Annotated in this window: 15 protein-coding genes; 8 read left to right on the top strand and 7 right to left on the bottom strand. The window is 70.9% G+C overall.

Annotation, left to right across the window (positions count from 1 at the left end; all coding sequences use genetic code 11):
- Positions 1 to 1,201 (bottom strand): MFS transporter (locus J1C73_RS25805; RefSeq protein ID WP_207318497.1); only part of this gene is annotated, 1,201 nt, incomplete at its 3' end.
- A 420-nt stretch (positions 1,202 to 1,621) separates the two neighbouring features.
- Here J1C73_RS25805 and J1C73_RS25810 point away from each other — a divergent pair.
- The 7 genes from J1C73_RS25810 to J1C73_RS25840 are packed head-to-tail and all read left to right on the top strand — an operon-like array spanning position 1,622 to position 11,403.
- Complete coding sequence (locus J1C73_RS25810; protein WP_207318498.1) at positions 1,622 to 2,911, top strand: serine hydrolase domain-containing protein; 1,290 nt, start codon at positions 1,622 to 1,624, stop codon at positions 2,909 to 2,911.
- Between the two features lie 54 nt (positions 2,912 to 2,965).
- A complete protein-coding gene (locus tag J1C73_RS25815) occupies positions 2,966 to 4,897 on the top strand; it encodes a dipeptide ABC transporter ATP-binding protein (protein WP_207318499.1) in 1,932 nt (643 codons plus the stop codon).
- Positions 4,890 to 5,840, top strand: a complete 951-nt coding sequence (locus J1C73_RS25820; protein WP_207318500.1) for an ABC transporter permease — start codon at positions 4,890 to 4,892, stop codon at positions 5,838 to 5,840. The genes J1C73_RS25815 and J1C73_RS25820 overlap by 8 nt, the downstream gene beginning before the upstream one ends.
- Positions 5,837 to 6,661: an ABC transporter permease gene (locus tag J1C73_RS25825; protein ID WP_124284849.1), complete on the top strand. Its 825-nt coding sequence runs from the start codon at positions 5,837 to 5,839 to the stop codon at positions 6,659 to 6,661. The genes J1C73_RS25820 and J1C73_RS25825 overlap by 4 nt, the downstream gene beginning before the upstream one ends.
- 13 nt (positions 6,662 to 6,674) lie before the next feature.
- Positions 6,675 to 8,489: an ABC transporter substrate-binding protein gene (locus J1C73_RS25830; protein WP_207318501.1), complete on the top strand. Its 1,815-nt coding sequence runs from the start codon at positions 6,675 to 6,677 to the stop codon at positions 8,487 to 8,489.
- A complete protein-coding gene (locus J1C73_RS25835; RefSeq protein WP_207318502.1) occupies positions 8,471 to 9,454 on the top strand; it encodes an erythromycin esterase family protein in 984 nt (327 codons plus the stop codon). The genes J1C73_RS25830 and J1C73_RS25835 overlap by 19 nt, the downstream gene beginning before the upstream one ends.
- Positions 9,451 to 11,403, top strand: coding sequence for a prolyl oligopeptidase family serine peptidase (locus J1C73_RS25840; RefSeq protein ID WP_207318503.1), 1,953 nt, complete (start codon positions 9,451 to 9,453; stop codon positions 11,401 to 11,403). Before J1C73_RS25835 ends, J1C73_RS25840 begins: the two co-directional genes overlap by 4 nt.
- Here the strand turns inward: J1C73_RS25840 and J1C73_RS25845 are convergent.
- The 6 genes from J1C73_RS25845 to J1C73_RS25870 form a co-directional block, all read right to left on the bottom strand.
- A complete protein-coding gene (locus J1C73_RS25845; RefSeq protein WP_307797798.1) occupies positions 11,378 to 12,973 on the bottom strand; it encodes a PucR family transcriptional regulator in 1,596 nt (531 codons plus the stop codon). The genes J1C73_RS25840 and J1C73_RS25845 overlap by 26 nt on opposite strands.
- An 85-nt stretch (positions 12,974 to 13,058) precedes the next feature.
- Positions 13,059 to 14,156: an o-succinylbenzoate synthase gene (gene menC, locus J1C73_RS25850; RefSeq protein WP_207318504.1), complete on the bottom strand. Its 1,098-nt coding sequence runs from the start codon at positions 14,154 to 14,156 to the stop codon at positions 13,059 to 13,061.
- Positions 14,153 to 14,953, bottom strand: coding sequence for a GNAT family N-acetyltransferase (locus J1C73_RS25855; protein ID WP_242644704.1), 801 nt, complete (start codon positions 14,951 to 14,953; stop codon positions 14,153 to 14,155). The genes menC and J1C73_RS25855 overlap by 4 nt, the downstream gene beginning before the upstream one ends.
- Before the next feature lie 4 nt (positions 14,954 to 14,957).
- Complete coding sequence (locus J1C73_RS25860) at positions 14,958 to 16,085, bottom strand: M20 family metallopeptidase (RefSeq protein WP_207318505.1); 1,128 nt, start codon at positions 16,083 to 16,085, stop codon at positions 14,958 to 14,960.
- Positions 16,086 to 16,179: 94 nt separating this feature from the next.
- On the bottom strand, positions 16,180 to 17,202 hold the full coding sequence (locus tag J1C73_RS25865) for a dipeptidase (RefSeq protein WP_207318506.1): 1,023 nt from the start codon (positions 17,200 to 17,202) through the stop codon (positions 16,180 to 16,182).
- Between the two features lie 270 nt (positions 17,203 to 17,472).
- Positions 17,473 to 18,435, bottom strand: a complete 963-nt coding sequence (locus J1C73_RS25870) for a helix-turn-helix domain-containing protein (protein WP_242644705.1) — start codon at positions 18,433 to 18,435, stop codon at positions 17,473 to 17,475.
- A gap of 91 nt (positions 18,436 to 18,526) precedes the next feature.
- On the opposite strand from J1C73_RS25870, the gene J1C73_RS25875 reads away from it, so the two are divergent.
- The gene (locus J1C73_RS25875) at positions 18,527 to 22,756 is read left to right on the top strand and encodes a S8 family serine peptidase (RefSeq protein WP_207318508.1); all 4,230 of its coding nucleotides are present in this window, start codon (positions 18,527 to 18,529) and stop codon (positions 22,754 to 22,756) included.
- Positions 22,757 to 22,998: the final 242 nt, after the last annotated feature.

Raw genomic sequence — 22,998 nt, forward strand, 5'->3', positions numbered from 1 at the left:
GGCCGGGCCCGGCCGGGGAACGGCGCAGTACGAGCAGCGTCAGCAGGGCGAGGCACAGGACGATGGCGAGGCCGTGCAGGGAGGCCACCACCTGGAACGGGGAGAAGGCCTCCAGCAGCGATCCGCTGATCAGCATCCCCAGTCCGAACCCGGCGTTCTCGGCCGAGGCGGAGAGCCCGAAGAGGCGTCCGCGCTGCTCGTCGGGGACCATCTGGAGCCGTGAGACGTAGACGACCTCGGTGACTCCGTCCGCCGCTCCGGCGACGAGTGCTGTGGCGAGCGTCGGTACCGTGGGCAGCCCGCTGAACACGACGATGAACGCTCCTGACATGACGCAGGCGGTGGCAGCGAAGGCCCGCTCGCCCAAGGTGCGCCCGGTCCGGCGGTTGTGCCGGGCCAGCACCTGCTGGGCGATGATGGTGCCGACCGCCCAGGTGGCCCAGAACTGGCTGATGAAGGTAGCCGGGTGGCCGGGGTCCAGCAGGCTGGAGTAGACGGGCAGCGCGACATTGTGCGAGGAGGATCCCAGCCCGTCGACGGCCCGCACGGCGATCATCGCCATCAGCACCGGCGCGCCGGCCCACAGCAACCGGACGGAACGGTGACCGGCGCTCGGCGTGCCGGCGCCCTCGGGCCCCTCGGACCGGGCCCTCGTGCGGATCGGCAGCGCCAGCAGTACCGACGCGGAGACCAGGAACGTGACCGCGTCCAGGACGAACGCCGCCGTGTATCCGAGCTGCGCCACCACCACACCCGCCGAGGCGAAGCCCGCGATCATGGCGAGGGAACGGCCGGTGACCAGCAGACCGTTGGCGCGGGTCCGGTGCTCGGCCCCCACGATCTCAGGGATGCTGCTGCGCAGGGCGACCTGCGAGAGCGTCGAGCAGCCCCCGGTGACCACGGCCAGGCAGTAGAGCAAGGAGATCCGGCCGGCCTCCGGTGCCAGCAGCAGCGCCAGGAGCGCCAGTGCCTGGCCGAGGTCGGCGCCGACGATCAGACGTTTGCGGTCGTACGCCGAGACGAGGCGCCCGCTCACGAACCCCGCCCCCACACTCGTCCCCAGCCGTACCGCCATGAAGAGCCCCGCGGCCAGGGCGCTCCCGGTGACGTCGTAGACGAAGACGTTCAGCGCGACCATGTTCAGATAACTGCCGTACGCGGAAACTCCGTTACCGAGAACGAGCAGCCGGAAATGCTTCATGCACACCCTTTCGGAACCACGAGGGGGCCAGGCGCCCGATCGCCCGCCGCCTCAGCCTCATGCGCTGGACCGGTCTGCCAACACCCCACCCCCCTCGTGGAGTTCACTGGCCACACATGTACCTGCCAATCCCGTCAGCCTTGCCCGCCTGTCACTGGCTTCACACCAGGCCGCCGGCATTTCCGGGCTCCGATCGATCCGGGAGGCGGGAGAGAACGGTGGGAGTGGCCGCCGACGTCCGGCATCACTCTCCGGGGCAGGCGGTGTCCCCCTGCGGAAGGCACACGGTCGGTCACGCGTCCCAGGGCCGGGGGGACGGCCACTGAGGGCGCCGGGCCTGGTCGTATCCACGAAATGAGATGAGAGCGATGGTCGCCGTGGACGAACCAGGAGCGGCTCCCGCCGTCTACGGTCGGGCGAATGAGCGAACTGCATGACATCGGGAGTTGGCTGCGGGAGCGGCTGCCGGGACTATTGGCCGAACACGGTGTGCCGGGGGCTGCCGTGGCCGTCGGCGCCGGCACGGAGGTGGTCGAAGCGGCGGCCGGGGTGCTGAGCACGGCGACGGGGGTGGAGGCGACGGTCGACTCGGTGTTCCAGATCGGGTCGATCACCAAAGTGCTCACCGCCACGCTGGTGATGCAGCTGGTCGGCGAAGGCGAAGTGGCTCTCGACGCCCCGGTCCGGACCTACCTTCCCGGGTTCCGGGAGGCGACCGTACGCCAGCTGCTGTGCCACACCTCCGGTTTCGAAGGAGATGTCTTCACCGACACCGGCAAGGGCGACGACTGTCTGGCCGCGTACGTGGACCTCCTGGCGGAGGTGCCGCAGATCTTCGAGCCCGGGGCGATGTTCTCGTACAACAACGCGGGCTACTGCGTGCTGGGACGCATCGTCGAGCTGGTGCGGGGCAAGCCCTTCGACGCGTGCATGCGGGATCACCTGTTCACACCGCTGGGCATGACGCACGCGGCGAACGACCCGTACGAAGCGATCGTCCACCGTGCGGCGGTGGGCCATCTCGGCGGGAAACCGTCCGCGGTCTGGGCGATGGCCCGCTCGAACGCCCCGGCGGGCTCGATGCTCGCGATGACCCCTCGCGATCTGCTGGCCTTCGCCCGGATGCATCTCGCGGACGACACTCTCCGCGCCATGCTGCAGCCGCAGGTCGCGCTGCCGGACATCGGCTGGGGCACGGCCTGGGGTCTGGGCTGGGAGCTCTACGATCTGCCGGGTGGCCTGGTCTTCGGCCATGACGGCAACACCATCGGACAGTCCGCGGTCCTGCGCGTCGTTCCCGGCCGTGACCTGGCGGTGGCGGTCTTCACCAACGGCGGTGATCCCAAGCCGCTGAGGGAGGAGATCCTCGGCCGGGTCCTGGAGCTGCCCGGTGAGCCGGTTCCGGATCCGGCGGTCCGCCTGAACGCGCGGCGCTGTGTGGGCACTTATCTGTCGAGTACGGGCGAGACCCGGGTGGACGAGGACGAGCAGGGCAGGCTCTGGCTCGACCATGTTCCCCTCGGTGTCACGGCGGAGCTCGGCGACGAGAGCTACCGGACGGAGCTGGTCGCCTGGCGCGGCGATTCCCTCCTCCCCGTCGAGCCCGGCCACGGACCGGTGGCGTTCCTGGGGGACGACGGCGAAGGGCGGGCGCGCTACCTGCACACGGGCCGCGCCGACGTTCGTTCGTCCCGACGAACCCAGGGCTGAACACTCGCCGTCCCGGACGAACATCACATGCGCCGCGGCCCTCAATATCGGCGAATGGATGTGCGCAAGAGTTTGACGCTCCGGGACCTGTCGGTCGAGATCCGGCGTGGCGACCGTGTCGTCAGGCCCGTCGCGAACGTCAGCCTTGAGCTGGAACGCGGCGAGACACTGGGGATCGTCGGAGAGACCGGTTCCGGCAAGTCGATGACCGGTCTCGCGATCATGGGAATGCTTCCCTCCGGTGGCCGGGTGACCAGCGGGTCGATCGATTTCGCCGGCCGGGATCTGCTCGCGATGGAGCCGCGGCACTATCGCGGCAACGAGATCGCCATGATCTTCCAGGACTCGCTGACCTCGCTGAACCCGACCAAGAAGATCGTCGAGCAGGTGGCCGAACCCGTCCGCCTGCATCGCAAGGAGTCCAGGCGTGCCGCCCGGGTCCACGCCCTGGAGATGCTCGCCCGGGTCGGTGTTCACCGGGACGGCTACCCGCACCAGTTCTCGGGCGGCCAGCGCCAGCGCGTGATGATCGCCATGGCGCTGGTCTGCGAGCCCGAGGTCGTCATCGCGGACGAACCCACCACGGCCCTCGATGTGACGGTCCAGGCCGAGATCCTCGATCTCCTCGACGACCTGCGGGCCCAGCGCGGCATGTCGATGATCCTGATCACCCACGACATGGGGGTGATCGCCCAGCGGGCCGACCGGGTCGGGGTGATGTACGGCGGCAGAGTGGCCGAGTCCGCACCCACGGCGGACATCTTCGGCAGGACCCGGCACCGCTACACCCGGGCTCTGCTGTCCTCGATCCCCACCCTGGGCCAGGACAAGGGTGAGGAGCTGTTCAGCATCCCGGGTTCGCCGCCCGACCTGGCCAAGCCGGAGCCCGGCTGCCCGTTCGCGCCGCGCTGCGACGCGGCCACGGACCGGTGCCGCGAGGAGCAGCCGCCCTTCGTCGACTCCTACGCCTGCTGGCACCCGGTCACCGGTCCGGCAGAAGGCAGCACGCGGGGACGGTTCCCGTCGAAGGAGGGAAAGGCGAGCGAGGAGAGCGGCGAGACGCTCCTGCGCGTCGTCGACCTGGTCCGCGAGCACCCCGCGGGCCGCCGCACCGTCAAGGCGGTCTCCGGTGTGAGCTTCGAGGTGGCGGCCGGAGAGACCTTCGGCCTGGTCGGCGAGTCCGGCTGCGGAAAGTCGAGCCTGGGCCGGCTGCTCGTCGGCCTGGACCGCCCCGACAGCGGCGAGGTCCTCTTCGAAGGGGAACGGCTCGTCCGGCCGCGCAAGGCCGTACAGATGATGTTCCAGGACTCCGGCGCGGCCCTCGACCCGAGGATGCGCGTCGGCCGCATCCTTCGCGAACCCCTGGTCATCCAGGGTGTTGGTGACCGGCCGGAGCGGGTGCGGCGGCTCCTCGACGACGTCGGTCTCCCTGAGGGCGTACTCGACCGGTACCCCTACGAACTCTCCGGCGGCCAGCGTCAGCGCGTCGGCCTGGCACGCGCCCTCGCCCTGGAACCGCAGGTCCTGATCGCCGACGAACCCGTCAGCGCCCTGGATGTCTCCATCCGCTCCCAGATCCTCAACCTCATGCGCCGGATCCAGCTGGAGCGCGGCCTCAGCAGTGTGGTCATCTCGCACGATCTCGCGGTCGTGCGCTATCTCGCCGACCGCGTGGGTGTCATGTACCTCGGCAAGCTCGTCGAGACCGGTACGACCGACGAGGTGTACGGCGCCCCCGCCCATCCCTACACGGCCGGCTTGCTGGCAGCCGTCCCCGAGGGCGAACGTGCCGGGGCGGGCGTGCGCGGCGAACCGCCCAGTCCCGTCGATCCGCCCAGCGGCTGCCGCTTCCGCACCCGCTGTGCGCTGAGCACGGACAAGTGCGCCCAGGTCGAACCGCCACTCACACCGCTCACCCGCACCCAGAGCGCCGGTGCCCAACTGGTGGCCTGCCACTACCCGCTGCAAGGGAACCGCAATGGCTAGATATCTGCTCCACCGCCTGGTGGTCTCGGTTCTCGTCCTGCTCGGGATATCGGTGGTCGTGTTCCTGCTGCTGCACCTGGTCTCCGCCAGTCCGGGCCGGATCGTGCTCGGCCAGCGCGCCTCACCCCAGGCGGTGGCGGCCTTCAACCACGACCACGGCTTCGACCGCTCGCTGATCGCGCAGTACCTGAGCTATCTGGGCCAGCTGCTCCACGGCGATCTGGGCCGCTCCTACACGCTGAACGAGAACGTCTCCACCCTGCTCGCCCAGAACTCCGGCCGCAGCGCGATGCTGTCCCTGGCCGGTCTGGTCCTCGCACTGGTCGTCGCGGTTCCGCTCGGCATCCTCCAGGCGGTACGACGCAACAGCATCGCCGACCGGGCGGCCACGGCCTCTTCGTACGTCCTCTACGCCATGCCGTCGTTCCTGCTCGGCCTGGTGCTGATCGCGGTGTTCAGCCAGACGCTGCAGATCTTCCCGGCCGAGGCGTCCCAGTCGCATTCACCCTGGGTGGTCTTCACCGATCCACGGGCCATGGCGCTGCCCGTCATCACCCTGGCCTGCGGAAGCGTCACCATTTTCGCGCAGTATCAGCGCTCCTCGGCACTGGATCAGCTCGGCCAGGACTACATCCGGGTCGCGCGGGCCAAAGGCCTGCCGGAACGCCTGGTCCTGCTCCGCCATCTGCTCCGCAACGCCTGCCTGCCGCTGATCACGCTGGTCGGCACGCTGGTCCCCACCCTGCTCGCCGGGAACCTCATCGTGGAGTCGCTCTTCAACTACCCGGGCCTCGGCCTCCTCTTCCTGAACAGCCTGCAACGCGAGGACTATCCCCTTCTCCTCGCCTACACGCTCATCGGCGGTTTCCTGACCGTGGCCGGCAGCTTCATCGCCGACCTCCTGGTCGCAGCCGCCGACCGCCGAATCGAGTTGAGAAAATGAGGCGGCATCCGCTCGCGCTCGCCGGTGGCCTGCTCCTGGTGTTCATCGCCGGGTTCTGCTTCCTCGGCCCACTGATCCACCCGACCAACCAGACCGATGTGGACCTGGTCAACGCGGCCCTGCCGCCAGGCAACGGCCATCTGCTCGGCACCGACACCAACGGCTTCGACGTACTCGGCCGGCTGATGACCGGGGGCCGGCTGTCGCTGGAGATCGGCCTGCTGGCCGCGCTCTTCTCGACCACGATCGGCACGGTCTACGGTGCGGTCGCCGGGCTCGCCGGAGGCGTGGTCGACGGATTCCTGATGCGCCTGGTCGATGTGATGCTGTCGATCCCGTTCCTGTTCGTCGTGCTGATCCTCTCGGCACGGTACGCGGCCAACGCGGTCTCCCTCAGCCTGGTCATCGGGGGCTTCTCCTGGCTCCTCTCGGCCCGGCTGATCCGCGGCGAGGTACTGGCGCTGCGCGTACGGGAGTTCATCCTGTCGGCGAAGGTCATGGGCGCTTCACGGCGGCGGATCATCCTCACCCACCTGATCCCCAACGCCCTCGGCGTGATCATCATCAACGCCACGTTCCAGGTGGCCGACGCGATCATCGTCGTCTCCGCGCTGGGCTTCCTGGGCTTCGGGATGACCTACCCCACAGCGGACTGGGGCAGCCAACTCGCCGACGGGGCCAGCTATCTCTCGGCCGGCTACTCATGGCTGGTTTATCCCGTGGGCGCCTGCATCGTCCTCACGGTCCTCGCCCTGAACCTGCTCGCGGACGCGCTCAGGGACGCCATCGGGCGGCCGACTTCACCTACGAGTCAGAACTGAGGGAGACAGCACCATGCGTGGACGTATCTCGATCGTGCTCGTCGCCCTGCTCACCCTGGCGGGGTGCGGCGGAGGCGGCGGCACGGCCCAGGACATCGCCAGGACGCCCCCGAAGCAGACCGGCGTACCCAAGAACGGCGGCACCGCCGTCGTCGCACTGACCCCGGGGCTCAGCCCGAACTACATCTACCCCTACCCGCCGGCCTCGTCGAGCGGCACGGTGATCGCCCGCGGCCAGCTGTGGCGCTCGCTCTACCGGCCGAGCGGCGAGGGCGACCAGATCGTCGACACCGCGTCGAGCCTGGCCGATCCGCCGGTCTACAGCAAGGACCGCAAGACCGTGACGATCAAGATGAGGGAGTACAAGTGGTCCACCGGCAGACCCGTCACGGCCGCCGACGTCGTCTTCTCCCTCGATCTGCTCAAGGCCGGGCTGGCCGAGTCCCCGGCCAACTGGAGCTTCTACACGCCGGGGCAGTTCCCGGACGGCGTCAGCGCCGAGGCGACAGCGGCCGACACCCTGACGCTCACCCTGGACACCGCCTACAACCCGTCCTACCTGCTCTCCGTACTCTCCCTGCTGTACATCATGCCGTCGGCCGAGTGGAACATCGCCCGCACCGACGGCCCGCACCTGGACTTCACCCGGCCCGGGAACGCCAAGGCGATCTACCGCTACCTCACCAAGGAGTCGGCCGACCAGAAGTCCTTCGCGGGCAACCCGCTCTGGCAGGTCGTCAACGGGCCGTACCGGCTGAAGTCCTTCGACCCGACGACCGGCTCCTACTCCCTGGCCGCGAACAAGGCCTACAGCGGGCCGGGTGAGAAGCGGCTCGACCGGATCGACTTCAAGGCGTTCACCTCCGCCTCGGCGGTGCTCAACCAGATGAAGGCCGGCAACCTCACCGTCGGAACGCTGGACTCCGGCTTCATCTCGCAGGCCGCCGCCCTGAAGGCCAAGGGGTACAACGTCTACGGCGCCCCGGCACCGGCCCGCTTCGACTCGCTGACGATCAACTTCAAGAACACCGTCAACAACTTCGACCAGGTGATCGCCCAGCCCTACGTCCGCCAGGCGCTCCAGCGGCTGATCGACCAGAAGGGCTATATCGCCAGCCGCGGCATCTACGGCGGCGCCGGTTCGGAGAACTACACCACGGGCGGAGCGGACTCCCCCTACCCGGCGTCCTTCGGCAGCACCGCGCCGTACCCCCACGACGAGGACGCGGCCCGCAAGCTGCTCACCGACCACGGCTGGAAGGTCGTCCCCGGCGGCAGCACCACCTGTGAGAAGCCCGCCCTCTGCGGCTCAGGGATCAAGCGGGGGCAGACGATCAGGTTCACTCTCGCCTCGGCCGACACCCCCAAGTACGTCGGCGCCCGCGACATCGCCTTCGCGTCGGCGGCCAAGAAGCTCGGCATCCGGGTCGACCTGGTCACCAAGTCCCTCAACTACATGTACGCCAACTACGGCAACTCCTTCGCCCCGGCCAAGTCCGACGAGTGGGCGATGCAGGACGAGGGCGGGCTCTACCAGGCAGCCGGATACCCGACCAGCAACACGGTGTTCAACACGGGCGGCAGCTTCAACCTGGGCTCCTACACCGACCCCGAGGCCGACAGGCTGATCAACGCCTCGACCTTCGGCGCGGACTCCACGGCGCTCTCCGCCGAGGTCACCGCGGTCAGCAAGGACCTGCCCGTGCTCTTCCTCCCCACCCCCGACACCCTGGTGGTCTGGAAGAAGACACTGTCCGGACCGGGCTCCTCCTTCCAGGCGCTGCTCAGCAGCCTCTACACGCCGGAACAATGGTTCTTCCACAACTGATCACCGAGCTGCCCCGCGACGTCCGGGTGGTCGCGCTCGGCGAGGACGCGCACAACGTCACCGAGTTCTACGAGCTCAAGGACCGGATCCTGCGGTACCTGGTGGAGCGCCACGGGTTCACCGCCTTCGTCATGGAGTCCGGGTTCGCCGAGGGGCTGGGCGTCGACGCCTGGCTCCGCGGCAGCCCGGGCGAGGTGGCGGACATCGCCAGGGAGGGCATCACGTACCGGTTCGGTGAGTGCGCGCCGATGCACCGGCAGTTGGAGTGGATGCGCTCCCGCGGGACCGGTTTCTACGGAATGGACCTGCCGGGCTCCTCCACCTCGCCGGGACCCGCGGTCCGGGCGGTCGCCGACCGGATGCCGGGCTGGGACCTGGGCGAGCTGCTCGGCCTGAGCGAACTGGGCGGCCGGACCGAGGCGGCGGTCCGGTTCGCGGCGCTGTCGCCTCCCGAACGCAATCGGCTCCGCACGGGTCTGCGCGCGTTGGCCGCGCGGTCCGCCGGGGTCGCGGACGCGGTGGTGCGCAGGGCCGCGGCCTCCGTCGCGGCGTTCCTCGCGGAACTGGAGCCGGTGCCGGCCGGCAGCCCCTACCCGCGGGACGCCTTCATGGCGGAGACCGTGCGGTGGGTCCTGGAGCGGGAGGAGCGCATCGTCGTCAGCGCGCACAACGCACATGTGCGACGGACTCCGTTCGAGGGGCGCCCGATGATGGGCGGCCTGCTGCACGAGGCGCTGGGCTCCGAGCTGGCCGTCATCGCCCTGACATGCGGCTCGGGTCCCGTGATCCGCTTCGTGGAGCGTTCACCCCGGCCCTTCGACTGGGACGTCCTGCTGGAGGAGCGGGAGCCGACCGGGCCGGGCGACCCCGGTGCGGAGTACGACGCACTGATCCACCTCGACCACGCCACCTTGATCCCCGGGGCCTTCGAACGGCTCCGTGCCGAGTTCCAGGAGTACCGATGAAGTATCCGCCCACCCGGACCGTCGAGGTCGTCGCGGATGTCGCCGGGGTCCGGGTGCCGGACCCGTACCGCTGGCTGGAGGAGGAGACGCCTGAGGTCCGTCAGTGGCAGCAGGCCCAGGCCGAACTCGCCTCCTCCGTCGCCTTCGAGGGCCTGGACCCCGACGCCGTAAGGGAGTTGGTGATCGCTCATTACACCGGGGCCCGGCCCGACCTGCCCGAGTACGCGGCCGGTCAGTGGTTCGGGGTCTGCGGCTCCGACGTGGTCGTCGCCGAGTCCCCGTACGGGCCGGGACGGCGGATCGCCCGCCTGGAGGAGGGGGTGCTGTCCTGGCTGGCGCCCTCGCCGGACGGCCGGGTCCTGGCCGTCGGAGTCTGCACGGACGGCAGCGAGCACAACACGATCCGGCTCTTCGACGTGGCCGGAGGGCAGGAGCTGGGCGGCGCCCCGCCGCAGATCCTGCACAGCGCGTGGGCGGGCGGTGTCTCCTGGCTGCCGGACTCCGGGGGGTTCTACTTCTTCGCGCTCACCGGGTCGCCCGAGGACTTCAGGCAGGCGGTGTTCTTCCACCGGCTGGGGGGCGACACCACGGTGGAGCCGGTCCCGGTGGGGGAGTCCCGGGAGTACACGCTCATCCAGGCCGGCGAGCGATGGGAGGTCGCCGCCCACCGGGTGGGCAGCCCGGTCCCGATCGCGGTCCGCCGCCCGGGCGGGGAGTGGCGGCCGTTCCTCACCGACTGCCCGGGGACAGTCGCCGGACATGTCGTCGGGGACCGCTATGTCGCGGTCACGGACGTGGACGCCCCGCGCGGGCGGGTGGTGGCCATTTCGCTCCACGACCCGTCGGACTGGGTCGAGCTCGTACCGCAGGGCGATACGGTGCTGCGCTCGCTCACCCCGGTCGGGAACCATCTCTACCTCAGCGAGTTCGACCGCACCTGCGCCAGGGTCCGGATTCTCGACCGGTCGGGGGCGGTCGTCGGGGAGCTGCCGCTGCCGGGGCGCGGGGCGCTGGCCGCACCGCACTTTCCGCTGACGGGGCTGGCCGTGGGCAATCCCGCCCCCGCCTTCGTGTTCGCCTTCTCCACGCCGACCAGTTCCTGGGGCGTGTACGGCCACGAGCCGGGCGGCCCGCTCCGGACGCTGACCGCGCCCACCGTGACGCTTGACGCCACCGTGGAGGAGGGCCGGGCCCTCGCGCCCGACGGCATCCCGGTCCCGTACCAGGTGGTGGGGCGGGGTTCGGGCCCGGTGCTGATCTACGCCTACGGCGCGGCGAACGTGCCGCTGCTGCCCGCGTACCAGAGCGATCTGGCTGCCTTCGTCGCCGCCGGCGGAGTCGTGGTCCTGGCTCATCTGCGGGGCGGCGGCGAGTTCGGACGGGACTGGTGGCTGGCCGCGCACCGGGAACGCAAGCACGTACGGGACAGCGACCTCGTGGCGGTGGCCGAGCATCTCATCGCCACCGGCCGTGCGACCCCGGACCGCCTCGCCCTGACCGGAGGGTCCGACGGCGGTCTGATGTGCGGCGTCGCCCTGACCACCAGGCCCGACCTCTGGCGCGCCGTACTGCCGCGCGCACCCCTGCTCGACCTGATCGGGGGGATCCGCGACCCGTACCTGGACTTCGTGCTCCGCAAGGCATGGGGTGACCCCGACGACCCCGCCGACGTACGACGGTTCCTTCGGCTGTCGCCCTACGAGCTGGTGCGCCCCGGCGCGTTTCCCGCGGTGTATCTGCAGGCGGGGGCGAACGATCCGCGGTGCGGACCCTGGCACGCACGGAAGTTCGCGGCCCGTCTGCAGGCCGCGCAGCAGGGCGGGGAACCGGTCCTGGTGCATGTCTTCGACGACGCCGGACACGGTGCGGCGACGGGAGACGCGGTCGCGGTCGAGCAGGACACCGAGTGGCTGGCGTTCCTGATCAGGAGTCTCGGCCTGCGGATCTGATGTGCATCAGGCGCAACTGGACCATCGCGGCCAGCCGGGCGTTCGTATCGCCGAGGTTGATCCCTCCGACCTCGGCGGCCCGCCTCAGGCGGTAGCGGAAGGTGCTGGGGTGCACGTACATCGCCGCGGACGCCACCGTGACATCGCCGAAGGCATCCAGCCAGGCGCGCAGCGTCTCGGCGAGATTCGCCTGGTGGTCACGGTCGTACGCGACGATCCGGGCGATGGCGCCGCTGGGCAGGTCGGCCTGGGGGACCAGATCGGCGAGTTCCAGCAGCAGCGCCTCGACATGCACCTCGTCGAACAGGGCGACCTGCTGGTCGAGCACCCCCGCGCGCAGGACGCGCAGGGCCTGCTCGGCCGCGGACCGCGACCGGGCGAGCGCCGAGAGGTCGCCGGCGAGCCGGCCCACGCCGATCAGGGGGCGCAGCCGGGAGCCCACCCGGGCCAGGAACTCGGTGGCGATCAGCCGCGCGCGCTCCTCCGCGTCGTGGCGGGCCAACGGCAGGACGCCATACGCGACATCGCCGATCAGCGCGGCGACGGCGCGCGGGTGCGCGGCGGCGAGGTGCATGGCGAAGGCGTCGGCGAGGCGTTTGCGGTCCGCGCTCGCCTGTGCGGGCGCCTCGGTCGCGGCGGGTGCCGCGGTGAGCGCCATGACGATCGCCCGCTCGTCCCTGAGCCCGAGGCGCTGCACGGCCTCACGGCTTCCAGGACCGCTGTCCAGGGCGGTGCTCAGCAGGTCCGCGCGCAGCCGGCGTTCGCTGTCGGCGTCGGCACGCTGCCAGACCATGTGCATGGCGACGAGTTTGGAGGCCTCGAAGAGGGACTCGCTCCGCTGTTCGTCGATGGGTTCGGGTACGACCGCCCAGATCGTCCCGAGGATCTCATCGCCCGCGCGTACCGCGATCGCCAGGCGTGGGAGTTCGCCGGACTCCGGCAGCGGGGCCACGAAGACGGGCCGGTTGCTGCGGTAGATCGCCTGGAAGACGCCGCGTTCTTCCAGGATGCGGGTGTAGTGGACCGGGACCTGGCGGCCGAGGATCGTCTGGACGCGGGACGGGTCGACCTCCTCCTGGCGGCTGGAGAAGGCCAGCAGGCGGGAGTTGCGGTCCTCGATGGTGACGGGCGCGTCGAGCAGGGCCGCGATGGCGTTGGCCACGGCGAACAGATCGCCGGAGCGCGTGTGACCGTTCGCGTCGTACGGATCGCTCTCGGCGGTCAGGGTGCGGAGCATCCCGGTCAGATGGTTCCACGAGGCGCCACGGGTGAACGCGAGGACGGCGACGCCGTACTCCCTGGACGCCTCGATCAGCCGCTCATCGGGCTCGACCGGCCCGCGGACGACGAGGCCGACGGCTCCGCGCCCCCCGAGCCGCGCGACGACCTCCGGCAGGTCGTCGCGCAGGCCCACGCCCAGGACCAGGGCGTTGTCCGGCAGCTCGGGCTCGTCCAGCGGGTCGTGGATGACGACGCCGCCGATCTCCTTCTCCTTCCGCGGCAGATCTCCGCAGACCGGGTGGAGGAGGGTCGAACCGAGCTCTTCCAGAACGCGGGCCAGGCTGGTCACAGGGATACCCCGTCCGAAGCTTGCGAGGCCCCGGGACGTGGCCTGTCGTCGTGCCTGATGGAATCACGCCCGGCGTCGGGTCCGGTCATACGGGTATCCACCGGGTGCTGACCGTCACCGCCTGCAAGAGCTCGGGGATCGGGGTCACACCCAGGCCAGGTCCTGTCGGAACCCGCAGCCGCCCCTCCGTCAGCCTGAACGGCTCGGTGATGTCGGTGGTGTAGTACCGGTCGGAGGCGGAGGTGTCGCCGGGCAGCTGGAACCCGGGCAGCGCCGCCAGCGCGACATTCGCCGCCCGGCCCAGGCCGGTCTCCAGCATGCCGCCGCACCAGACCGGGACGTCGTTGGCGACACAGACGTCGTGGATGCGCTTGGCCTCCAGGTAGCCGCCGACGCGGCCGGGTTTGATGTTCACGATTCCGCACGCCTTCAGATTGATCGCGGCGGCGGCGGCGCGCGCGTCGACGATCGACTCGTCCAGGCAGATGGGCGTCGTGAGGCGTTTCGCCAGCTCCGCATGGCCCAGGAGGTCGTCCTCGGCCAGCGGCTGCTCCAGCAGGGTCAGGTCGAAGGTGTCGAGCCGGGCCAGGTGCCTGGCCTGGTCGAGCCGGTACGCGGCGTTCGCGTCGACCTGGAGCGGGATGTCGCCGAAGCGCGCGCGCACCGCCGCGACCGGCTCGATGTCCCAGCCCGGTTCGATCTTCAGCTTGATTCGCTGGTAGCCCGCTGCGAGGTATTCCGCCACGAGGTCCAGGAGCTCGGGGACCGTGTCGGTGATGCCCACCGAGACACCGCAGGGGACATGGGTACGGGTGGCGCCGAAGGCCTGGCTCAACGGCTGGTCGCGTGCCCTGAGTTCGGCGTCCAGGACCGCCATCTCCAGGGCTGCCTTGGCCGTACGGTGGCCCTTGAACGCGGCCAGGGCGGGCCCCACCTGGTGTGCGCCGCCGACGCCCTTGACGGCCGGGATCAGATAGCGGGTCAGGACGTCCGCCGCGCCCTGCGTGTACTCGGAGGAGTACAGGGGGGCGGTACCCGCGCAGCACTCGCCCCAGCCTTCCGCTTCGTCGGTCACCGCCCGCAGCAGGACGGCCTCACGGACCGTCTCGGTCCCAAAACTCGTACGGAACGGCGCGACGAGCGGCATCGCCACGGTGCGGAGCTCGACTCCGGTGATCTTCATGCTGCTCTCTCCACGATGTACCAGCCGGTCCGGCCGAAACCGGTGATCCTTCCGCCGTCCCCCAGCAGCCCGCCGAGGACCTCCCTGAGCGCTGTCCGCCACTCGGCGGCCAGGGCGGGGTCCTGTCCGCGGAGGGTCTCGATGTCGTCGGGGACGGCGACCCTGACGAGCTGCGACGAGGTCTGCCGTGCGCACGGACGCCCCTGCGGACCGATGTCGAGCAGCGGCGCCGCGGCGGCTGCGGCGGGCGCCGCGGCCCGGGGCGTGCCCGCGCAGGCGGCCTCGACCTCCGGGGAGGCCAGGCGCCATTGGACGAAGAGCCGGTCCGTGGGATCGCTCCGGTTGACGTCGTCGTCCATCGGGCCGTAGAAGTCCGGCAGGTACTCGGTCGGTTCGGCGCCGAGCTTGACCAGGTTGAAGTAGGCGTTCCGCCGGATCAGCGGGTCGTAGGTCCACGAGATCTCGGCGGCGCCCCGCGCCAGGGCCCAGTCCCGCTGATGGAGCTTCAGGGCGAAGCCCACATTGCGGCCCTGCGCCTGTGCGAGCACCCCGGCTATATGGCTGTGCAGGGCCTCGCGGGCGGGCGGGGCGAAGAAGCCGAAGCAGGCGCCGACCAGTTCGTCGCCCTCGTAGGCCCCGCTCACATAACCGCCGGCCTTGGCCAGTGCGCGCAGAAAGTCGGCGGTCACCGGTGGGTTGTTCGCCCCGGTGCGCCAGATGCGCTCGTACAGGCGCCGTACGGCCTCCAGGTCGCTGACGCTCTCCAGGAGACGGATGTCTTCAATCACGCTGATCATGCTTTCAGTTGCTCGTTGTGGGCAGCTGGTCCGTCTGGACGGAACGGGCGCCCTGATTTCGTCCGAGCAGACAATGCAGGAGGTCCGTCAACAGTCGTGTGCGTACAGGCAGTTCTGCGACGAGGAGGTGCTCGTCATCGGCGTGGGCTCCACCGCCCACCGCGCCCAGTCCGTCCAGGGTGGGGATGCCGATGCCCGCGGTCAGATTGCCGTCGGAGGCGCCGCCGACCGCCGTGGACGCGAGCGGCTCGGCCGAGAGCCGGCAGGCCAGCTCGAACAGGTCCTTGGACGCCTCGGCTTGGAGGGGCGGGCGGTTGGGGCCGCCCCGCACCTCCACCTCGGCGCCGTCGAGGTGCGGCCGCAGAGCGAGCATGGCGCCGTGGACCCGGTCCTGCTCCTCCTGGGTCCACGTCCGTACGTCCACCGAGAAGACGGCGCTTTCCGGAACCGTGTTCACCGTGGTGCCCGCCCTGGCCGTGGTCGGGGTCACGGTGGTGCCTCCGCCGCTCAGCGCGGCCACGGCCAGGATCTGATGGGCCGATTCCAGGGCCGCGTTCACCCCTTTCTCCGGGTCGAGCCCGGCATGGGCCGCCCGCCCGGTGATACGGACCTCGTAGCGGGACACGCCCTTGCGCTCGGTCTTCAGCGCCCCACCGGGGCCCGCGGCTTCCAGCACCAGCACGGCGTCGCACCCGCGTGCCTCGTCCTCGATGAGCTCACGCGAGGTCGGCGACCCCGGCTCCTCGTCACCGGTGACCAGCACGCTCACGCCCGCGTTGTCGTCCAGCGCGGCCACCGCGTGGAAGGCCATCGCCAGCCCGGCCTTCATGTCGAAGCAGCCGGGCCCGCGCAGAACACCGTCCCGGATCCCGTACGGGAGCCGCTCCAGCGTGCCGGTCGGCCACACCGTGTCGTGGTGGCCGAGTACCAGCACCCTGGGCCGGTCGCCGAAGCGCCAGCGCAGATGGGTCCGGCCGTTGATGACGATCCGCTCGGGCTCCGCCCCCATCCGCGCGGCTCCCACCGCCGCGACCACCTCCGCACTGCGGGCGACCGCTTCCAGGTCCTCGGACGGCGACTCGCAGCGGACGAGTCGTTCGATATCGGCGATCAGCAGGGTTTCCGGTGTCATTCCCCCAGGGTCTCGGAACGTCCCGCGCGGCGATATGTCGATCCGGGCAGGATCGGTGTCCGCGCTTCAGCCGCCCCTACCAACCGCCGGCGGTTCAGATGTACGCGCCGAGGAGTGCGCGCAGATTGCCACCGACGATCTTGAGGATGTCGCTCTCGGGCAACCCGCGGGCGAGCAGGGCCTCGGTCAGCCGGGGCAGGTCGGCCGGGGCTTCCATCTCGGGGAAGGTGAAAGAGGGGTCGTCGGCGTCCGCGAACTCCTCGCAGCAGGGCGGGGTGGTGTCGGCGATGACCTCGCGGACGAAGTCGGCGCCGATGCCGACATGGTCGACGCCGGCCACGGAGACGATGTGCTCGATGTGATCGACGATCCTGTCGACGTGGACCTTGTCCTGGGTGTCGGTGAGGAAGTCGGGTACGAACGCCACCGAGACCAGCCCCCCGGTCGCCGCCACACCGCGGATCTGCTCGTCGGTCAGATTGCGGTGGTGGTCGCGCAGGGCGCGAGCGCAGGAGTGGGAGGCGATCACGGGGCGGGTGGCCAGCTCCAGGACGTGCGAGACGCCGCTCTGGCCGAGGTGGGAGATGTCGAAGAGAATCCCGAGGCGTTCCATCTCGCGTACGGCCTCGACACCGGGGGCGGTGAGGCGGCTGCCCGTGGCGTCCTCCCGGCTGCCGTCGGCGAGCGGGGTGCGGCCCCAGTGGGCGATGGAGGCCATGCGTACGCCGAGGCGGTGCATGGTCGAGAAGAGCTCGGTGGAGGCGTCGACGCCGGGGGCGCTTTCGAGCGCGAGCACGAGAGCGATCTTGTCCTGGGCGAGGGCGGCGTCGATGTCCGCGCCGGTGAGGCACAGTGCGACCTGATCGGCGTTCTCCTCGGCCAGGACGTGGGCGCACTCGATCATCCGCAGGGTCTGCCGCAGCGCGCCCTCGGGCTGGTACGGCGCGTCGATGAACACGGGCAGTACCTGCAAGTCGATTCCGCCCGAACGCAGTTGAGGCAGCCAGCGCTCCCTGAAGAAGGAGCCCCAGCGCTTCGGGGGCCGGGCGGCGACCGCACACAACAGATCGTTGTGAGCGTCGGCGACGACAGCGCGGTGGTGGAGCTCCTCGAACATCGTGGCCTTTCCGGGCAGCCCCGTTCGGGGCCGATCGCCGAAACGGAGAGTAGACCCCCTTCGAGCCGCACGATTGGTGCCGCCGGATGAAAGAGAACCCGGGTTCTTGAAGCGTCGCACCACTCGGCAGCAGCGTTGGCCGAGGGCGCAAGGCGGCCTGACGAGCAGTCACGGACAAGATCCGTCACTGGCGGGACGGCCCGGTCAAAGGCCGCTGGGCCGGGTATCGGAAGCGCCTGACCAGCTGGACGACGGCGCCGGCGCGCTGTCTCACAACCAGCCGCGGCGGGCCGCGATCACTCCGGCCTGGAAGCGGTTGGCGGCGCCGAGGAGGTCGTGCAGGCGGCTGATGCGGCGGCGCATGGTGCGGACGGACCAGCCGAGCTGGCGGGCTATCGCCTCGTCCTTGAGGCCGCTGACCAGGAGGGTGAGGACGAGTCGGTCCTCCTCGCCGAGGGGGTCCTCGGCGGGAGCGTTGAGGGGCAGGGCCTGCTGCCAGCACATTTCCCAGTAGCCGGTGAGGGCGTCGAGCAGGGTGGACGGGCGGATCACCGCGGCGCGGACGTCGTTGAGGTCGAGGGAGAGCGGCATCAGGGCGAGCTTGCGGTCGGCGATGGCGAGTTTGATGCCCAGGCCGGGCAGGACGCGGGCCTGTTCGCCGTGCCGGACCAGCTCGCGGATGTCGTCGAGGACGCCCGGCCATTCCAGGGCCTCGGGGGCGTAGACCGCGCGGTACCGTACGCCCCGGCCGAGCGCCGTCGCCTCCACCGGGTTGGAGGTGGTCAGGGCGTACGGCGGCCGGTCCAGGGTCATCACGTCCTCGTGGGCCTCCTGCTGAAGGCGGACGAACCAGCGGCCGAGCGCCTCGCTGCCGGTGGTGATCTCCACCTCGTCCTCGTAGGTCGCGCCGGTGCGCGCGGCGGCGAACAGCCGGGACAGCTCGTCGGCCGCCGAACGGACCCGCTCCAGCTCATTGCTTCTGGCCCGCACCAGCGCCTCGACGGCGGCGCCCGGCTCGATCGCGGCGTACCGGCGGCGGGAGCCGGCGAGCCGGCCGACCAGCCCGTGGTCGCGGAGCCGGTCCAGTGCCCTGGCGGCGCGCTCGGCCGAACAGTCGAGGTCCGCGGTGAGTTCGGCAGGCGCCGCCGTCCGCCGGGTCAGGACGGCCCGGTAGACGCTCTCGTCGAACGGATCGATGCCTGCCGCCGTGAGTTGCGGTGTCTTGGGAGTCATGGACGGATGGTGGCCCATTTGTGCCAGCGGCAGCAATGGGCCACGGAGATCAGTTGTGCGGCAAGTGCCCTCACCACTAGGACCTTTACGCATGGCAATGAAGTCACGAAGATCGCGTCACGCCGCCCTCGCCGCCGTTGTTCTCGCCGGCACGTTGGCGGTGACACCGGGTGCCGCCACCGCGTCCACGCCCGACCCGTCGCAACGAGTACTCGTCGAACTGTCCGGGAACCCAGCGGTCACCGCCGCGCCCGGTGGATCGTTGCTGTCCGCCGAGGCCGCCCGCGGCGTCGGCGCCGCCCGCCGCGCGCTCGACGCGCGGCAGGAGACGTTCCTCGGCTCGGCGAAGAGCGCCGGGCTGCACCCTTCGGCGACCCGCAAACTGGGTCTGCTCATCGATGCCGTGGCCATGACGGTGCCCGCGTCCGAGGTGGGGCGGCTGTCCTCGCTGCCGGGCGTCACCGCCGTCCGCCCCGACACCCGGGTGCTGACGAAGACGGACGTCAGCGTGCCGCTGATCGGCGCACCCGGCGTCTGGCAGCGCAGAGACCCGGCCGGAAGCCGCGTCACCGGCAAGGGGACCACCGTCGCGATCCTGGACAGCGGCGTGGACTACACCCACCCCGACCTGGGCGGCGGGCTCGGCAAGGGGCACAAGGTCGTCGGCGGGCACGACTTCGTCAACGGTGACGAGGACCCGATGGACGACAACGGCCACGGCACCCACGTCGCCGGCATCATCGCGGGCAGGGCGGCCGAGAAGGGCGGCGTCACCGGCGTGGCGCCCGGCGCGAATCTGCTGGCCTACAAGGTGATGGACGCCGACGGCTCCGGCTACACGTCGGACATCATCGCCGGTGTCGAGGCGGCCTCCGACCCGGCCAACCCGCACCGCGCCGATGTCATCAACATGAGCCTCGGCGGCCCCGGCGACGGCACCGACCCGCTGGGCCGCGCCGCGACAGCGGCCGTGCGAGCCGGTGTGGTCGTGGTGGCCGCGGCCGGCAACGACGGACCCGGCACGGGTACGGTCAGCAGCCCCGCAACGGCCGACGGCGTCGTCGCGGTCGGCGCGTCGACCAGCGGTCTGCGGCTGCCCAGCGCCTATCTGGCCGGCAAGAAACCCGAGTTGATCCAGACCTACCGCGGCATCCTGTCCGCGAACCCGCCGGGGCACCCCGTCACGGCGCCGCTCGTCGATGTCGGCCAGGGCACCGCCGAGGACTGGAAGCGGGTCGGCGACGTACGCGGAAAGATCGTACGGGCCGAGATGCTCATCGCCGCCGACACCCGGTACCTGACGGCGAGCGCCGTGGAATGGGCGAAGGAGGCGGAGAAGCGCGGCGCGATCGCCGTGCTGGCCGGCCTGCCCTCCAACAGCGGCCCGGTGTTCGTCGCCGGAGCGCCGGGAGAGGTCCGGCCGCCGGAGGTGAGCCCTGAGCCGGGAGTGGCCCAGGTGCCGTCCTCGTCCGCGCGGATCGACGCCTCCGGCGACTCGCTGCGCATGGACCACCTGGTGGTCATGGGCATCGACTCGACCCAGTACACGGAGTTGAGCGCCCGGCTCGCCGCCGGAAAGGTGTCGGTGACGCTGCGTGGCACCGACACCACCGACCGGATCGCCTCGTTCTCCTCACGCGGTCCCACACAGGGCTTCGGGCTGAAGCCCGATCTGGTCGCGCCGGGTGTGGAGATCCGCTCCACGATACCCAAGTCGCTGTACGGGCCCGGCCAGTACCGCATGTCGGGCACATCGATGGCGGCCCCTCATGTCGCCGGCGCTGCGGCCCTGCTGCGCCAACTGCGTCCCGGCCGGACGCCTGCCGAGATCAAGGCCGCGCTGGTCGGCACCGCGAAACCGCTGAGCGGCAGCGGGCCCACGACGCAGGGCTCGGGCCGGCTCGATGTGGCCGCGGCCGCCTCGGCCACGGTCAGCGCCTCACCGGCGTCGGTGTCGTTCGGGCTCGCCGATCTGTCCCGGCGTCAGGTCGGCGGCACCGCGAAGGTGACGCTGCGCAACTCCGGCAAGCGGCCGGTCACGACCTCGCTGCGGACCGACGGTCCGGCCACGGTCTCGGCGAAGCGGGTCACCGTGCCGGCCAGGGGGACCGCGACCGTCACGGTCTCGCTGCGCGTCGCCCGACCGGCGGCCGACAAAGAGATCAGCGGCCGTCTCACGGCGACTCCCGACCGGGGACCGGCGATCGGGGTGCCCTACCTGCTCGCCGTCCGTCATCTGGCCGTCCAGGCCGCACCCGACCCGAGCGACGGTCACTCGACCGTGCACATCGCCCCGCCGACCCGGCTGGCCACACCGCCGGTCGTCACCGTCACCCCGCCCCGCGGCAAGGCCGTCGACGTCACTTCCACGCTCGATCCGGCCAGCGGCTACTACCGGGCCCAGGTGACCGGCAGCGTGGCCGGCGCCTACCGGGTCTCGGTACGCGGCACCGCCGCCACCGGGCAACTGCTCACCGGCGCCAGTGCCTTCGAGGTCACCCCGGTCGACAGCCGCGAGGACCGCTGGGAGCCGGTCGGCCCCAACAGCGAGGCCGGTTCCGTCGCCCTCTCGCCGAGCCGGCCGCGGCAGGCCGTCCTCACCCAGTACCAGAAGGCGGCTCCCTGGCTGACCACCGACAACGGCGCCTCCTGGCGCCAGTTGGGACGACTGCCCGTCGCGGACGGCACGGGTCCGCTCGTGGTCGACGCGAAGAATCCCGACCGCTGGTGGTACGCCGTGAACAGCGTTCACGACGGCAGTCGCCGGGGCGCCGTCCTGCGCACCGACGACAACGGGCGTACCTGGCGCACGCTCGACGTCCCGGACACCCGCATCGCGGCGCTCGTCGCCGATGAGCGCACCCGCACCCTGGTCGCGGTCACCTCGGACGCGCTGCTGGTCAGCACGGACGCGGGTGACCACTGGACGACGTATCCGACCGGCGTCACCGGCGGCATCATCGCCGCCGCCGTCACCGGTGACACCCTCTATATGACGACGTATCACGGCGTCTGGGCCCGCTCCGGCATCGGCTCGGGCGACCCCGGCGAGGCGCGCCTGCTCTTCGCCCCGTCCGGCGGGGCCGTCAGCGGGCTGGCCGCCGACTCCTCGGTCGTGGCGGTGTATGTCCCGGGCCGGGGAGTTGTCGGTTCCCGTGACGGCGGGGAGACCTGGACCACCCTGTTGTCCATGACGGACGGCGGCCTCCGCCTGACCATCTCGGGTGACCACCTGTACCTGAGCACGCTGTCCGGCAGAGGCCGTCTCAGCCGCGACCACGGGCAGACGTGGACCACGGTCGCCGCGCCGTCGCGCGCAGCGCTACCGGTGGACTACGACCGTTGGGCCGACGGTTCCGTCACCGTCTCCAGCGAGCAGGACGGTCTCTACCGGGGTGCCGCGGACGGCACCGGATATCGGCGGATCGGCGTCCAGGGACTGACCGTCAAGGATCTCGCGGTCAGTGACGGCCATCTCCTCGCCGCCACCGACAGCGCGGTCTACCGCACCGCCCTTCCCGTCGCGAGCCCGGAGTGGGGCCAGTCGCGCGGCGAGGGCATGAGGGGCGTCACCGTTCCGCAACTCGCCGTGTCGGCCAAGGATCCGAAGGTGATCTGGAAGGTGCGGCGCACCGCGTTCGGCTCATTCACCGTCGAGCGCAGCGGCGACGGCGGTGCCACCTGGGAGGAGAGGGGCAGTTCGGCGGAGGTGCCGACGGCGCTCCTGGTCCACCCCGCCGACCCGAACCGGGTCATGGTCAGCTTCCGAAGCCTGCTGGGAGAGGGGCTGTTCGCCACCAGCGACGGCGGCGCGACGTGGAAGAACCTCTACCATGAGGGCTTCTTCGACACCATCGTGGGCGATCCCGCCGATCCGCTGCGCCTGTGGCTCGGCAACCGTTCCGGTCTCTACCGGTCGGACGACGGCGGGGTGACCGTCACCAAAGTCGCCGACGGCCCGGTGACCGCGATCGACCTCGACGGACGGCGTCTCGTCATCGGCGGCGAGAGCGTCCGCGTCAGCACCGACGGCGGCCGGACGTTCCGCACCGCGGACACCGGCGCTCTCGCGATCCATGTCTCCGACCTGCTCCGGGTCAAGAACACGCTCTACGCGGCCACCACCAGCTCCGGGGCCAGCGGCCTCCCCCAAGGCGGCCGGGGCGTACTGCGCAGCACCGACCACGGTCTGAGCTGGCACAACATCTCAACCGGCCTGCAGAACACCGACACCACCAAACTGGCCGCGAGCCCCGACGGCCGCACGCTCTACGTCGGCACCGTCGACGGCGGCGTGCACCGTCTCAACCTGCGCCACTGATCACTACGGACCGGGCGCCCGGACGGAACCTCTGTCCGGGCGCCCGGTTCGCGCGTTGACGCGGCCGGTGGATCAGCGCAACGACCACGACGGCCGGGCCGCGCGGCGCGGGCGCCTCAGCGGCGGTTTCGGTGCGGCTTCCAGCCCCATCAGTGCAGTTCAGAGGGCCAGAATGGAGAAAGGCGACCGGAGCCGCCACCCCTGGCCGGGTTCGGTCGATATGACCCTTTGACCTGCAGGTT

Origin of the sequence: Streptomyces laculatispora (assembly GCF_017353455.1) — a bacterium.
GTDB classification, from domain to species: domain Bacteria; phylum Actinomycetota; class Actinomycetes; order Streptomycetales; family Streptomycetaceae; genus Streptomyces; species Streptomyces laculatispora.

What these genes read in the sequence shown, in the direction of transcription:
- J1C73_RS25810 (WP_207318498.1), top strand. Translation starts at nt 1,622, where the DNA reads ATGAGCGAACTGCATGACATCGGGAGTTGGCTGCGGGAGCGGCTGCCG.
- J1C73_RS25815 (WP_207318499.1), top strand. Translation starts at nt 2,966, where the DNA reads ATGGATGTGCGCAAGAGTTTGACGCTCCGGGACCTGTCGGTCGAGATC.
- J1C73_RS25820 (WP_207318500.1), top strand. Translation starts at nt 4,890, where the DNA reads ATGGCTAGATATCTGCTCCACCGCCTGGTGGTCTCGGTTCTCGTCCTG.
- J1C73_RS25825 (WP_124284849.1), top strand. Translation starts at nt 5,837, where the DNA reads ATGAGGCGGCATCCGCTCGCGCTCGCCGGTGGCCTGCTCCTGGTGTTC.
- J1C73_RS25830 (WP_207318501.1), top strand. Translation starts at nt 6,675, where the DNA reads ATGCGTGGACGTATCTCGATCGTGCTCGTCGCCCTGCTCACCCTGGCG.
- J1C73_RS25835 (WP_207318502.1), top strand. Translation starts at nt 8,471, where the DNA reads ATGGTTCTTCCACAACTGATCACCGAGCTGCCCCGCGACGTCCGGGTG.
- J1C73_RS25840 (WP_207318503.1), top strand. Translation starts at nt 9,451, where the DNA reads ATGAAGTATCCGCCCACCCGGACCGTCGAGGTCGTCGCGGATGTCGCC.
- menC (WP_207318504.1), bottom strand. Translation starts at nt 14,156, where the DNA reads ATGAAGATCACCGGAGTCGAGCTCCGCACCGTGGCGATGCCGCTCGTC.
- J1C73_RS25855 (WP_242644704.1), bottom strand. Translation starts at nt 14,953, where the DNA reads ATGATCAGCGTGATTGAAGACATCCGTCTCCTGGAGAGCGTCAGCGAC.
- J1C73_RS25860 (WP_207318505.1), bottom strand. Translation starts at nt 16,085, where the DNA reads ATGACACCGGAAACCCTGCTGATCGCCGATATCGAACGACTCGTCCGC.
- J1C73_RS25865 (WP_207318506.1), bottom strand. Translation starts at nt 17,202, where the DNA reads ATGTTCGAGGAGCTCCACCACCGCGCTGTCGTCGCCGACGCTCACAAC.
- J1C73_RS25870 (WP_242644705.1), bottom strand. Translation starts at nt 18,435, where the DNA reads ATGACTCCCAAGACACCGCAACTCACGGCGGCAGGCATCGATCCGTTC.
- J1C73_RS25875 (WP_207318508.1), top strand. Translation starts at nt 18,527, where the DNA reads ATGGCAATGAAGTCACGAAGATCGCGTCACGCCGCCCTCGCCGCCGTT.